A 13,938-nucleotide genomic window follows, 5' to 3' on the forward strand; every position below is an offset into this window, starting at 1 on the left:
GTCGTCACCGTGGGGTCGCTCCTCAGGCGTCGAGGTCGTCGGCGAAGTGGCGGAAGCCGTGGCGGTCGCGGTGGAGCTTCCACAGGGTGTCGGCGAGAACGGCCGGGTCCTTTCTGGTGTGACCGGGGACGATCGCGCCCGGGACGACGAGTTGGGCGACGTGGACACCCTCGGCCGCGAGGGTGTCGTGCAGCATGTGGCCGTACGCGCTCTCCGCCGCGAAGGCGATGGACGTACCCGCCCGGTCGGGGCGCGGGACCACGGCCGTGCCGCCGTTGACGAAGAGGATGGTGCCGCGGCCGAGGTCGCGCATGCCGGGCAGCACCCGCCGTACGGCGGCGGCCGGACCGTAGACCGAGAATTCGATAGGACCGACGAGATCGGCGTGGCCGGTCTCCAGCACCGGCAGCATGAAGTCCCGGTGCGGCAGCGGGCTGTACTGCAGGACCTCGATCGGGCCCAGGGTCGTACCGGCCGCGTCCAGTGCGGCGGCCAGAGCCTCCGGGTCGCGTACGTCGGCGGCGAATCCCCGGGCCGTGACGCCCTGGTCCGCGAGGTCGGCGGCCAGCGCCCGGGTCCGTTCGAGGTCACGGGCGACGAGCGCCACGGCGAACCCCTCACGGCCGAAGCGACGGGCGACGGCCGCGCCGAGCCCCGGCCCGGCCCCGATGACGGCGATGGTGGTCATGATGGCTTCCCTCTCCGCTGCCCCTCCGTGGACGGTCGGCCGCCCGGCGCTCCGGCCTGCTGGGTGGCGTCGACGGTCCCCATCATGAAGGGTCGGCGCCGATGCCGCCGATCACCCTGCGTCCGCCCCGCCGGGGCCTCGAAGGGGCGGCCGTACTCTTGCCCCGTGGAGAACTACGACATCCTGGACACCCCGGACAGCGGCACCCCGGACAGCGGCATCCCGGACAGCGACGCTCCGGACGCCGACCTGCCGGACGGTCCACAGCCGCGCCCGCAGTCGCTCATGCTCGCCTTCTTCGGCAACCACGTGCTGGAGGAGGGCGACCGTGACCTGTGTGTCTACTCGGGCAGCATCATCGACGTGCTCGGCCGTGTCGGGGTGGGCGAGCAGGCCGTGCGGTCGACGTTGACGCGGATGGTGAACCGAGGTCTGCTGCGACGCCGACGCGAGGGCCGCCGAATGTACTTCGGCCTCACCCCGCAGGCGACGCGCGTCCTGGGGGAGGGCCGCACCCGCATCTGGGAGCAGGGCGCCGTCAACGACGACTGGGACGGCACCTGGACCCTCCTCGGCTTCTCCCTCCCCGACCCCTGGAAGCGCCGTCGCCACGACCTGCGCTCCCGGCTCACCTGGTCGGGGTTCGGCGCGCTCTACAGCGGGCTGTGGATCGCCCCGGGGAACGTCGACATCGCCGGCGCCGTCGCGGAGTTGGGGCTCACCGAGCACGTCAAGATCTTCCACGCCCAGGCCGACCCCACCACCGACGTCGAGCTGATGATCCGCGACACCTGGGACCTCGACGGCATCGCTGCACGCTATGTGGCCTTCGACAAACGCTGGACCGGCCACCTCGGCACCGGCTCCGGCGACGACCCGATCGGCACCCTGCTGCGCCTCGTCAGCGAATGGCTCTGGACCATCCGCACCGACCCCCGGCTCCCGGCCCGCCACCTTCCCGCCGACTGGCCGGCCCGCCCCGCCGAGGAGACCTTCCGCCGCGTGGCCGGACAGACGACGGGGCCGGCCCGGCGGACGGCCCTCGAACTCCTGGACACGGTGCCGCTGCATCAGGGGTGGTCTGAAAGGCCATCGACATGAAGGTCGAGGCGAAGGCCGAGGTGCGCATCAAGGCACCCTCGTGTCCAGCTCCTCGTGTCCAGCTCCTCGTGTCCACGGCTCCCCCCGGCCCGAGGCCACCGACCGGTGGGGCGCGGCCGAGCCCATGAGACGCTCACGCAGCCGGTCCCGGACTCCGGCGGCCCACTTCCCGGACCGGTCGGGTGCTCCCCACGACGTGCGAGTGCTCACGAGTGCTCACCCCGCGCCCTCACAGGCCGGTCCGCTCCATGGCCGTGGCCCGGGGCCGGTTATTGTGACGAGGCGAATCGAACGTACGCAGGGCTGGCGGAGGGCACGTGGTGTCGGACGTAGGGCGGCTGATCGCCGGGCGCTACCGGCTCACGGAGCAGATAGGCCGTGGCGGCATGGGCACGGTGTGGCGGGCGGGTGACGAGGTCCTCGACCGCCAGGTGGCGGTGAAGCGGTTGCACGTGCAGCCGCACCTGTCCTCCGACGATCTCGTCACCCTGTACGAGCGCACCCGGCGCGAGGCGCGCAGCGCGGCCCGGATCGCGCACCCGAATGTGATCGTCGTCCATGACGTCGTCGACGACCACGTGGACGTCGACGAGAGCGGCACCGGGGACGGCCGGCCGTGCATCGTCATGGAGTACGTCCCGGCGCCGACACTCGCCGATCTCCTCATGGACGGCCGGACCCTCTCCCCCGAGGAGGCGGCGCGGATCGGTCTGGGCATGGTCGCCGCGCTGCGCGCCGCGCACGCCGCCGGTGTGCTGCACCGCGACGTCAAACCCGGCAACGTCCTGCTCGGCGCCGAGGGCCGGGTCGTCCTCACCGACTTCGGTATCGCGATGACCACCGACGCCTCGACCCTGACCAAGACGGGCGAGATGGTGGGCTCGATCCACTACATGGCCCCTGAGCGGATCCGGGGCCAGAAGCCCGGCCCCGCCTCGGACCTGTGGGCGCTGGGCGCCACGCTGTACCAGGCGGTGGAGGGCCACCCGCCCTTCCGCCGTCTCACCGCGATGGAGGCGGCGTACGCCATCGCCGTGGACCCCCTGGAGCCCCTGAAGCAGGGCGGCGCCCTGCAGCCCCTGATCGAGGCCCTCCTCGCCAAGGACCCCGCCGACCGCCCCTCCACCGAGCAGACGGAACGGGCGCTACGGGCCGTGCTCTCCGGCTCGGCGACGATCGCCCTGCCGGTCCCGGGCACCGGGGGATCGGCCGACGTGGACCCGCCCACCGGCGCCCCGTCCTTCGGTGGCGAAGTCCTGGACCGCGTGTCCTCCGGCGGGGGCGCCTCCGACGGGCGGACCGGCGGTGGCGGGCGGCTCGTCGGCCGGGAAACCGGTGGTGGAACGGATCCGGTCGTCACAGACCGTGACAGTGGCCGGGGCGACTCCCCGATCGGCGCGGACCCGAACGCCGGCGGGCCCGCCCGTCGGGGCAGTGGCAGGCGTCGCACCCTCGTCCCGGTCGCCGTCGCCGTGACCGGGGCAGCCGCGCTGGTCGGAGCCACGCTGTACTCGATGTCCGGCCCCGAGGGCGACGACACCTCGCCGAGCGGGAACACAGCCACCTCCACCCCGTCCCAATCGCCCTCCCCCTCCCCCGTTCCCGACGGCTTCCGCCTGGTCACGGACAAGACCCTGGGCATCGCCTTCCCCGTCCCGGACGGCTGGCAGGCCGGCAAAAGGACGGCAGAGTCGGTCACGTACACCGACGAGGCGAAACTGGCGGAACTGACGATCGGCGTCGTGGACCCCGCCGGCTCGCACCCGATGGCCCACTTCGAGGACATCGAGGCGAACACCAAGATCAACTACCTCTCGTACCGCAAGCTGCGGATGCAGAAGACCACCTTCCGCGGGCAGCCGGCGGCCGTGTGGGAGTTCACCTTCCAGGGGCGGGCCCGTCCGTTCCGCGCGATCGACCTCGGGTACGGCCGTGCGGGCCAGCGGGAGTACGACATCTACCTCTCCGCGCCGGAGGCCGACTGGGACACCTATCGTCCCGTCTTTTACACGGCCAGGGACGGTTTCGTCACCGGGGTCTCCTGAGCCCCGCCCACCTGTCTCCTGAACCCCGCCCACCCGTCACCGGGGCCCGGCCACTGCCCGGGTGCCCGTCGGTGCCACGTGCAGCCTGAACCCGGCGACCTCGTGGACGGGCCACGGCCGGGCGTACTCGGGCGGACCGCCGCCCGGGGCGACGAGGGCGGCCACCGGAATGCGTTCGGCGGTCTCCAGGATGCCTTCGCGGGTGATGTTGGCGTTGTTGCCGTGGGTGTGGCCGGAGGCGCAGCCCGCGTAGTAGGCGATGGGGATGGCGTAGTCACCGGTCAGCAGACAGGGCGGCCGGACGCCGAGGTTCCGTAGTTCGGCGGCGGTGCGGTCCCAGTCGCGGTGGAAGGCGTCGGTCCGCTCGACGGTGCGGGACAGCACCGTGTACTGCACCGCGAGGTGCCCGAGGAGCCCGAGCCCCACCACGGCCCCCACGACCGGCCGCCAGGACCCGCCCGGCCCCGTGACGAGGTCGAGCAGCGCGTCGGCGACGGGGATCGCGAGCAGGGCGTACGCGGGGAGCAGGAAGCGCGGCGCGGCGTACCCGATCAGGAACAGGTACGGGACGGCCGCGGTGGCGGCACAGGCCAGGGTCACCGCGGTGGCCGTGGCCCGCCCGGTCCTGAGCGCGACGACGAGTCCGAGGGCGGCCAGCACCGGGAGGACGAACCACCAGGCGAGGACCGCCGCGTTCGGCATGTCGCCGGTGCAGGGACGGCACAGCGTGCGCCCCACGAGAGCGCGCATCTGGTCGTCGACGGCGATGTTCCAGCCCAGCCCGCCCTGGATCCGGGAGGCGTCGGCGAGCCGCCGTGCCGGCCCGCCGTACTGGGCGTAGGCCTCGACGGTCCACGCCCCCGCGCCGGTCCCGAGCCCGGCCGCCAACGCCGCCAGAAGCCCCGGCCGCCGCCATCCCCGTACACCCACCAGCAGCGCGAACAGCGGGAGAGCCACCCACACCGCGTCCGTGGGCCGCATCCAGGCCATCAGCGCGGCACCGGCGCCCGCACCCCACAGGGCCGCCCGGTCTGTGGGATCTTTCCGTACGCGCAGGCAGCACCCCACACAGACGAGTGCGCCGATCGCGACCCAGTGGTTGGGCATGGCCTGCGGACCGTAGAAGAGGGTCACCCACAAGGAGGCGAACAGCGCGCCCCCGAGCGCCAACACCCGCGTGGGGAACAGCCCCCGCCAGGCCCGCAGGGCGAAGTACAGCGCCACCCCGGACAGCACCGCCAGATAGACGCGCAGCAACACGGTGGACGACGACCACCCGGCGACCGGCGCGACCAGCAGCGAGACTCCCCGGGCGCGCGGTGCGCTGAAGAACGCCGCCGGTGCGTGCGGGCTGACCTGACTGACGTACACGGACTCGTCCCAGCCGAGCCCCATCGCCGGTGGCACGAGAAGGAGTTGGGCCAGGGTGAAGGCTCCGGCAACGACGGCGAGGGGGATGAGAAGCGGTGTGACGGTCGTCGTGACGGTGACGGGCGCGACGACCGGGGCGGCGTTCGGACTGATGCGCATGACCCATCCCGGGGAATATGAATAAAACCATCCCAAAGCGACGAAATGATGTGTCATGCGCTGTCGTTCCGTCCCCGCGGCGCACCGCCCCCGGCCCACCTTCACCCTCCCGGCCCAGCCCGGCTTCCCCAGCCCGGCTCCCCTCCCGGCACTCTTCCGCCCTCTTCCTCACGGGACGGGCGTCCGCCTAGCGTGCGGTCCATGGATCACCGACAGCAGCCGCCCCTCAGGTCCTTCGTCCACTTCGACCACTGCCCCTGGCTGTTCGAGAAGGAGGCCAGCGAGGAACAGCGCGCCGCGCAGCGGGAGCGCCAGCGGTCGCTCGGCGGGGACAGCGCCGTGGGCGAGCGGTGTTACGTGGCCGAGTCGGCGGCGGTGTTCCCCGACCGTCTGCGGCTCGGCGACGACTCCTACATAGCCGCGCACGCCTATGTGACCGGCGCCCTGACCACCGGCAGCGACTGCACGCTCAACCCGTTCACCGTCGTACGCGGCACGATCGCCCTGGGCTCCGGTGTGCGCGTGGGCGCCCACACCTCGCTGCTGGGCTTCAACCACTCCACCGCCCCCGACCAGCCGGTCTTCCGGCAGCCCCAGACCAGCCGGGGCATCACCGTCGGCGACGACGTGTGGATCGGTTCCCATGTGGTCGTCGTCGACGGCGTCACCATCGGCGACCACTGCGTCATCGGCGCGGGAGCGGTGGTGACGAAGGACGTGCCGGCGTGGACGGTGACGGCCGGGAATCCGGCGCGGCGGATCCGGGACCGGCGGGAGACGGGGGGCCACAGGCAGCCGGCGAGCACGGGGAGTGGGGACGACGCTCTCACCCGGTTCGCCGACACCACCCGCGCCCAGGCCGCCGACCTTCTCGACCGGTGCTGGAACGGCACCCACTACACCGACCGCCCCGGCGCCGCCCCCACCGTGCGCGCCCACTGCGACGCGGTGGAGATCGCCGACCTGCTGTTGGGCCGACCCCCGGAACACCTGACCGAGGCAGAACACATCGAGCGCCTCGCGGCCCTCCAGGACGAGGAGACCGGCCTCCTACCCGAATTCGGCGAGCGGCTGCCGCCCATGGACGCCGACGGCTTCATCGGCGAGGGCGCCGCCCTGTACCACGTCCTTTCCGTGGGTTACGCGCTCGACCTCCTGGGCGCCTCCTTCCGCCATCCGGTACGCGGGGTGAGCGATATGACGGCCAGTCAACTCATGGCCCGTCTGGAGCGGTTGCCCTGGAGCGACGGCGCGTGGAGTGCCGGTGCCTGGATCGACTCCTGGGCCACGGCCGCCCACTGGAACCTCCGACACCCCAGTGGCGCCGGCCTCACCGCGGGCACCCTCGAAGCCCTTTTCGGCTGGCTCCTCACCCGGGCAGACCCCTGGACCGGGATGTGGGGCACCCCCTCGGGCACCGCCGGCCGCCTCCAGGTGGTGAACGGCTACTACCGGCTCACACGGGGTTCCTTCGCACAGTTCGGGGTACCCGTCCCCCATCCGGAACGGGTCGTGGACGCGGTGCTGGACCACGCCCGTGACACCCGCTACTTCGGTGCGGGGCGGGAGAACGCCTGCAACGTACTGGACGTCGCCCACCCGCTGTGGCTCTGCACACGGCAGTCGGGCGGCGGGGACGGAAGCGACGACAGCTACCGCGCGGCCGAGATCCGCCGTTGGGCCGAGCAGCGGCTCGGCGCCGCCCTGACCCGCTGGCAGGACGGCGAGGGCTTCGGGTTTGGACCCGGTACGGCGGGGCCGGGCCCGGAGCCGGGCCTGCAGGGAACCGAGATGTGGCTCGCCATCGTCTGGCTCCTTGCGGATCTGCTGGGCCGCTCCGACGCCCTGGGCTATCGGCCACGTGGCGTACACCGCCCGGAACCGGCAGGCGGAGCGTGAGGCGCGCCACGTCCGGAACGTCAGCGTCCGCACTGCCCCGTACGGGTGGTCGCGCCGTCACCCAGGTGCCGGGCACCGGGCAGGAACCGGAACGGCTCGGAGAGTGCGAGGAGGCTGAATACCCCATGACTCACTCGGTCACCATGAATTCCCCCCTCACCCGGCGACCCGTGCCCCGGTGGTCTACCTTGGTCCGTGAACAGCCGAGCGGCCCACGTTTACCCAATTCTTGCCACATGAAGCCAGAACGGCTGAGCAGCTACTAGGAGCGGGGCTTCCCATGCGTAATGCTGGGAGGTCCCGCGCTTCACTCCACAGCCGCTGGCACGGGAGGGCATCGGGTGGTTAAGACAGTGAAGACGCCGTCAAGCGGACGGACGATCGCCTATGAGACGTGGGGCGATCCGGACGCACACCCGGTGTTTCTGCTGCACGGAACTCCCGGAAGCCGACTCGGGCCCCGCCTGCGCACCTTCGATCTCCACAAGCTCGGCGTACGGCTCATCGCCTACGACCGACCGGGGTACGGCGGCTCCGACCGCCACGAGAAACGGACGGTGGTCGACGCGGCCGAGGACGTCGACGCCATCGCCGGGGACCTGGATCTCAAGAAGTACTCGGTGGTGGGCAGATCGGGCGGCGCACCGCATGCCCTGGCCTGCGCGGCACGCAACATCGGCAGCCAAGTGGCGAGTGTCGCCGCGTTGGTCTCGCTCGCCCCGCCGGACACCGACGACGACGGCTTCGACTGGCACGGCGGGATGTCGGAATCCAATGTGTCGACCTACGACCTGCTCGACCGTCACGCCCCCGATGTGACCGAGCTGGGCGCGCTGCTCGCCCGGAACGCCGAGACCATCCGGCGCGACCCCACTGTCTTCCTCGCGTCCCTCCAGGAGGAGATGCCGAACGTGGACCGGGTGATCGTCGAGGACGCCGGGATCCGCCAGCACCTCCTCACGAACTACCTCTCCGCCGTGGGTCGCGCGCAGCAGGGCGAGGAGGCGGCGGCCGATCCACGGGCACCGATGGGCTGGGTGGACGACCTGGTCGCGTTCCGGTCGCACTGGGGGTTCAAGCTCGACGAGATCGACGGTTCGGTGCCCGTGATGCTCTGGCACGGGGAGCGGGACGTCTTCGCCCCGGTCGCCCACTTCCACTGGCTGGCCAAGAAGATCCCCTCGGCCAAGGCCGTGCTGCAGCCCTCCGCGGCCCACTTCGCGGCGCTCCCCGCGCTGCCCCACGTGCTCGCCTGGGCCCGGGACTCGGCCGGCCGCTGACATCCGCCGCGGCCGGTGCGGCCGGTGCGGCCGACACCGGCACCGGCCGCACCACCCCGGTTCGCCCAGCCTTCTAGATCGGGTGCGGCTCCAGGTCGAGACAGCTCAGCTTCCACTCCTTGAGCGCTCGCACACGGGGGTGCTCCCTGCCGATCCGCTTGCTCAACGCGGCCAGAGCGTCATGGTGCTTGGTGCGCGCCTCGTCGGCGCGGCCCAGACGGCTCAGGACGACGGCATGGTTCCCCGCGCAGGTCAGCGTCGACGGATGATTGGGCTCAAGGCCCCCCTTGAGCAGTTCGTAGGCCTCGGAGCTGGTTCTACGGGCGGCCTCCCACTCGGCGAGCGCCGCCTGCGCGACGGCCAGGTTCGTCCGGCAGATGAGGACGTGGGGGTGGTGATCGCCGTTGAGCTCGGAGAACCTCTGCTCGGCCTTGCGCAGCAACTCCTGTGCCTCGGCGGCCACTTCCGGGCGAACGGCCTGGATGTCGTGGAGCAGCAGCACCGCGTGGTTGACCGAGCAGGCCACTGTCTGGGAGTGCTCCTCCCCCAAGGTGTCCCTCAAATCTTCGTGGACCTTGCGGATCAGCTTCAGTCCCTCGTCGACGCGGCCCTGGGCGGCGATGTCGCCGGCGAGGCTCATCTCCAGCAGCAGCTGTTCGGAGGACGACTTCTCCCCGTCGGGTGTGGGAGTGCTCCTCAGCACATGGCGCACGAGTTCCTCGGCCTCCGCCGCGCGGCCCGCCCTGCGCAGGGAACCGGCCAGGCCCTTGGCCGTGTTCAGCACGGTCGGTGAGCCCTGGGTGAGGCGAGGATTACGCAGACAGCGCTCGTAGGCGCGCTGCAGCAGCGTGACGGACTCTTCGTAGTCCCCGCAGTCACGCAGGTCCCGCCCCAGGTTCACCGCCGACTCGATGGTCAGGGGGTGGTCTTCGAGCTGGATCGCCTCGCGCAGCTCAAGCGTCCTGCGGTCGAGGTCACGAGCCTTGTGGTATTCACCGGACAGACGTAGGGCCACAGCGAGGTTGTTGGCCGCGCTGAGGGTCCGCGCGTGGTCCTCCCCGTAGATCTCCCCGTACTTCTCGTACGTCTCCTCGTCGTACCGCAGAGCCTCCGACAGCCGTCCCAGCCCGCGCAGGTCGGCGGCGATGCTACTGGTGGTCATGAGGATGTGCTGGTCGTCCTCGTCCTCCAGAACCGTGCGTTGCCGCTCCAGGACCTCCTGGTCCAGGGCGAGGGACTCCTCGTACCTGCCCTGGGCGCGCATGACGTTGGCGATCTGGAAGCGCATGTGGAGTGTCCAGCGTTCGTCCGGGGAGCCGTCCTTGGACCAGTCGATCACCCGCTGGGCGCTGTACTTCATGGCCTGGTTCAGCTCTCCCCGGCGGCGCAGTTGGCGAACCCGGTCCACGAAGAGCTCCCTGATGCCCTCGTCCGCGGTGGTCTTGGCCCACGGCGTACCGAGGTGCGGCCAGATGATGCGGTACTTCTCCCAGGTGTTGGGGTTCTCGGGGTCGTCCCCGCTGGGCCTGGCCGCGACCAGCGAGCGATAGACCACCGCTTGTGCCGCCTCGCGCTCCTCTTCGCTCATCATCCCCCGCATGGCGACCTGCATCATGCGGTGCACCGTGATGCTCCGGGCCTTGCGGTCCACCGTGACCAGCGAGAACTTGCTCAGCTCCTTGTACGCGCGGGAGACCGTACGGACGCCGCCCAGTGCCCGGGAGACCTCGAAGCCCTCCAGCAGATCCATCGAGATCGGCTCGGGGCCGTAGTACGAACAGATCTGGAGGAGCCGCATCGCCGCCGGAAAGTTCGATCTCAGTTGTCCGAGGGCGAACTCCCAGGTGTGCTTGACTTCGCCGACGGTGTTGTCGGCCGGGGCGCCGGCGGCATGGGGCTGGAGCTGTTGGATGTAGTCGTGGACGTCGGCCCTGGCCTGTTCGATGTAGGCCGCGGCACGCTCGATCGCAATCGGCAGGTCGCCCAGTGCCTCCGCGATCTGGTAGGCCTCCGTCCGGCCGCAGTCGGGAAGCCGAGTGCGCAGGTGGGCGATGCTCTCGTTCCGTTCAAAGACGGGTACGTCGATGGTGTCCACGAAACGCCCCCAGCCCTCGGCGAGCTGACTGGTGACCAGGATGTGGCCGCGCCTGCCGTCCATCAGGAACTCGAGGAGGTTGCCGGGCTCCGGGACGTTGTCCAGAATCAGCAGGTAACTGTCATACCGGTCGCCGTCGTTGAGTGCCTCATGGACGGCCTTGGCCGTGTCGGTCGGATTGGGCCGCTCCTGCAGCTCGAGTCTCGCGGCCAGGTTCGCGTACGCCTCGAGGCCCCGGTAGTCCTCCTCGGCCTGGATGTGATAGACGACGTCGTAGTCGCTCTTGTAGCGGTAGGCGAACTCCTGGGCGAGCAGGGTCTTCCCGACACCGCCCATGCCCTTGAGGACGAGCGCTCGGGTGTCCTCCTGCCACAGCTTCTCCCGGATGCCCTCCAACAGCTCCGTACGGCCGGTGAAGGACGACGTGCGCAGCGGAACCTGGAAGACCAGGGGCTCGGTCTTCGGGAAGCGGGGGAGCTTGACCTCGGCCCCCGTGAAGTGGCTGTGCGTCAGGGACTCCCCGCTGCGCCCGAACCACGTCAACAGCGTGTCGCGCCCCTCTTCCTGGCTTCCGCAGCGCGTCATGTCGGCGAGCTGTTCCGTGAAGGGCGCCTCGAGTGACACCTGCTGGTCGACCTTCATGGAGACCAGTTGGTGCGTGCGCCGGTCGCTCTCCGCCCAGACCGCTTCCCAGGTCGTACGGAACCGGGACGACCTCTGGTAGTCCTGGGAGAAGATGATCAGGGTGTGCGAGGCGGACTCGACACCGCGCTCGATCTCGTCGCGCACCAGCGCGCCCTCGACCGTGCCCTCCTGCGCCAGGTGGACCTTGAAACCGGCCTGTCCCAGGACCGCGCTCGCCCAGTTGGCCCAACTCCTGTCCTGGGGGACGAAGCTGACGTACACATCGGAGATGCTGGGCGGCCGATGGCGGGTGTACCGATCCAGGGTCTTGCGGCGCAGCGGCTCGTCGATGCGCGGCATCGAGGTGACCTGGCCGTCCGTGATGACGTCGGCGAGTCTCTCGTAGGCCGACAGCAGGCTCTTGGGATCCCCGGGTTGCTCGCGGAACGGGGCGAGCGTCTCCTCGTACGAGTAGATGGGCACGTAAGGGATCTCGACACTGCGCCAGTAGTCCTCGGGGTCCCTTTCGGGGACGTGCTTGCGCACGATCCGGTCGAAGCGGTACTGGATCTGGCCCCGCGCGGCGTCCAGCCGGTCGGCCTCGGCGTTCTCCACGCGCATCGGGACGGGCAGGATCCGGATGTCCCGGTTGCGGTACAGCATTCCGTCGATGCGCTCGGCGACTCCGGCGGCGCCCTCGATGCTCTGGCTGCTGGGGGTGAAGCAGGTGACCACGGCCTGCGGCAGATTGACGGTGCAGATGTCGGAGATGTCGTTGAGGCCCGTACGGCTGTCGATGAGGACGTAGTCGAAGTTCTCGGTGAACTCGCGCTTGAGCCCCTCCAGGAACCGGGTGGCCAGCGGCCCCTCCATGAACTCCTTCCAGTCGAACTGGGAGAACGCCGCGAGGTAGCCCTTGTTCTTCGTTCCGGCCGGGAGGTAGTAGAGCTGACCGCCTTGGGGGAAGTCCCAGTCGACCTGGATGAGGCATCTGTTGAGAGTGATGCCGTCGGCCACCCCCAGGTCGGCCTCGGCCGGGTATCCCGGAATCGGCTCCATCCGGTGCGCGGCCCCGCCCACGCCCTGCGCCGAGAGCACGAAGTGGGTCGACCGGCTGACCAGTTCGAGCACTCCCGGCGTCTCACGCAACTGCCTCTCGCTGAGGAAGGGGTGCAGGAAGCGGTCCAGTCCCGGAGCGTCGAGGTCCCAGTCGACGACCAGGACGCGATTGCCCGAGGAGGCCAGGATCCACGCCGTGTTGGCGAGCGCCATCGTCCTTCCCGTGCCGCCCTTGTACGAGTAGAACGTGATGATCCTGCGCGGGTCCTCGCCGGTCATGACCTGCCCTCCACGCGACGTCCGCCGCTCGGTGCCCCGTCGCCCCCGCCGGCGTCGGGCCCTCGGGACAGGTCCGCACCGGATTCCGGAACGTCCCGGACACCGGTGGCGTTCCGGGACAATTGCGAATGAATGTACCGCAAATAGCGGATCTTGGTTGCCTCGGCCAGTTCGCTGAACCAGCGCGTGAAGACATCCGCTCCGGCCAGACCGCGCACCGCTTCCTGCTCGCCCGCCCGGCCCTCGCTGAGGAAGCGGGGAAAGTGTGTCAGCAGCAGTCCGCGCAGCCGGTCGGACTGCTCCTTGGTCTGCAGATCGTCCCCTGCCAGCGTACTCAGCACGGCCGTCCACGGCTGTCGGGCCGCGTCGAACTCCCTTGCCTGGGCCGCCATTTGGTCGTTCTCCAGGGCCCAGGGGTCGACCACCAGGATCCAGGGGGCCGTCGGGATCTCCGCGCTCCTCAGTTCCGCCTGGTGTTTGTGGAAGGGCAGCACGGTGGGCTCGAAACCGAGGTTGCGGGCCACGGACTCCATCTGCTCGACCAGGGGTCCGACCGCCTGGCCGTACGGCCGCCAGTCGTCGACGCGTGGGCCGTAGCGTGTGTTGTCCCGGCCGACCGGTAACTGTTCCTCGGTCGGGGCGAGCACGGTGATGTGCAGTGGGGAGGCGAAGGGCGGGTCGGCGAAGGCGTCGTCCAGCCCGGCAAGCGTCACCGGCTCGGCCGGCCTCCCCGCACCGCCGGCCGGGGGCTGCCCGGGCACGGTCGCGGCCTGGTCGACTATGCGTCTGGCGAGCCAGTCGGTGACCTGCTCGACCTGGGCGCGGAACCGGTCGGCCGCCTGCTCGTCCTCCGGGTCCGGCCGTTCGGTCAGGTCGAGCAACTGGTCGAGCAGCCGGTGCAGGCCCATGGAGGCGTAGTTCTCGGCGGCCTCACCGATGCCTTCGGGCACCTCGGGGTACTGCTCCTTGACCCTTTTGGGGAGCGAGGTCGGCGGATAGGGCGTCCACAGCACCGGGACGATGCTCGGCCGAGCCGTCTGAACGGTGCCCTGGGTGACGGCGGTCCACTGCCGTCCGCACTGCGGATTGCTGAAGTAGCGCTTCGAGTACAGCGGGACGAAGACCTGACAGCCGAGGAGCGCTTTGATCGCCTTCTCCCCCGGCTCGCCGGGCCGCTCGACGAAACCGGCCTCCTCCCGCGGCACTCTGGCGTACCGCGCCACCTTCCCGCACAGTTCGTCGAAGAACTGGAAGACCAGCCGATTGGGATCCTGTGAGGCGTCCCGGTGCCGGGGAGCAGGAACCCGCGCATAGCTCATGAAGAACATCGGCATCCCG

At 70.5% G+C, this 13,938-nt stretch carries 8 protein-coding genes; 4 read left to right on the forward strand and 4 right to left on the reverse strand.

Annotated features, from left to right (window positions below; genetic code table 11):
- Positions 1–22 precede the first annotated feature (22 nt).
- On the reverse strand, positions 23–688 hold the full coding sequence (locus ACFY9I_RS27435; protein ID WP_391006173.1) for an SDR family NAD(P)-dependent oxidoreductase: 666 nt from the start codon (positions 686–688) through the stop codon (positions 23–25).
- 219 nt (positions 689–907) lie between these two features.
- Between ACFY9I_RS27435 and ACFY9I_RS27440 the strand changes: the two genes are divergently transcribed.
- Positions 908–1,789 carry a PaaX family transcriptional regulator C-terminal domain-containing protein gene (locus ACFY9I_RS27440; protein WP_391006637.1) on the forward strand — a complete coding sequence of 294 codons (882 nt, stop codon included), beginning with the start codon at positions 908–910 and terminating at the stop codon, positions 1,787–1,789.
- Positions 1,790–2,106: 317 nt separating this feature from the next.
- Complete coding sequence (locus ACFY9I_RS27445) at positions 2,107–3,834, forward strand: protein kinase (RefSeq protein ID WP_391006176.1); 1,728 nt, start codon at positions 2,107–2,109, stop codon at positions 3,832–3,834.
- A 36-nt stretch (positions 3,835–3,870) separates the two neighbouring features.
- Here the strand turns inward: ACFY9I_RS27445 and ACFY9I_RS27450 are convergent, their stop codons facing one another.
- Positions 3,871–5,364, reverse strand: coding sequence for a hypothetical protein (locus ACFY9I_RS27450; RefSeq protein ID WP_391006179.1), 1,494 nt, complete (start codon positions 5,362–5,364; stop codon positions 3,871–3,873).
- 201 nt (positions 5,365–5,565) lie between these two features.
- On the opposite strand from ACFY9I_RS27450, the gene ACFY9I_RS27455 reads away from it, so the two are divergent.
- Together ACFY9I_RS27455 and ACFY9I_RS27460 are read left to right on the forward strand one after the other, a co-directional pair.
- Positions 5,566–7,263, forward strand: coding sequence for a DapH/DapD/GlmU-related protein (locus ACFY9I_RS27455; protein ID WP_391006182.1), 1,698 nt, complete (start codon positions 5,566–5,568; stop codon positions 7,261–7,263).
- Positions 7,264–7,604: 341 nt separating this feature from the next.
- Positions 7,605–8,543, forward strand: coding sequence for an alpha/beta fold hydrolase (locus ACFY9I_RS27460; protein WP_391006185.1), 939 nt, complete (start codon positions 7,605–7,607; stop codon positions 8,541–8,543).
- 73 nt (positions 8,544–8,616) lie between these two features.
- Here ACFY9I_RS27460 and fxsT read toward each other — a convergent pair whose 3' ends face one another.
- Together fxsT and fsxC are read right to left on the reverse strand one after the other, a co-directional pair.
- A complete protein-coding gene (gene fxsT, locus ACFY9I_RS27465) occupies positions 8,617–12,600 on the reverse strand; it encodes an FxSxx-COOH system tetratricopeptide repeat protein (protein WP_391006188.1) in 3,984 nt (1,327 codons plus the stop codon).
- Positions 12,597–13,934: an FxsC protein gene (fsxC, locus tag ACFY9I_RS27470; protein WP_391006191.1), complete on the reverse strand. Its 1,338-nt coding sequence runs from the start codon at positions 13,932–13,934 to the stop codon at positions 12,597–12,599. The genes fxsT and fsxC overlap by 4 nt, the downstream gene beginning before the upstream one ends.
- Positions 13,935–13,938 lie beyond the last annotated feature (4 nt).

This window comes from Streptomyces sp. NPDC012510 (genome assembly GCF_042955065.1).
Lineage (GTDB): Bacteria > Actinomycetota > Actinomycetes > Streptomycetales > Streptomycetaceae > Streptomyces.

Excerpts from the sequence above, each read along its gene's own strand:
- ACFY9I_RS27435 (WP_391006173.1), bottom strand. The coding sequence starts at position 688 with ATGACCACCATCGCCGTCATCGGGGCCGGGCCGGGGCTCGGCGCGGCC.
- ACFY9I_RS27450 (WP_391006179.1), bottom strand. The coding sequence starts at position 5,364 with ATGCGCATCAGTCCGAACGCCGCCCCGGTCGTCGCGCCCGTCACCGTC.
- ACFY9I_RS27455 (WP_391006182.1), top strand. The coding sequence starts at position 5,566 with ATGGATCACCGACAGCAGCCGCCCCTCAGGTCCTTCGTCCACTTCGAC.
- fxsT (WP_391006188.1), bottom strand. The coding sequence starts at position 12,600 with ATGACCGGCGAGGACCCGCGCAGGATCATCACGTTCTACTCGTACAAG.
- fsxC (WP_391006191.1), bottom strand. The coding sequence starts at position 13,934 with ATGCCGATGTTCTTCATGAGCTATGCGCGGGTTCCTGCTCCCCGGCAC.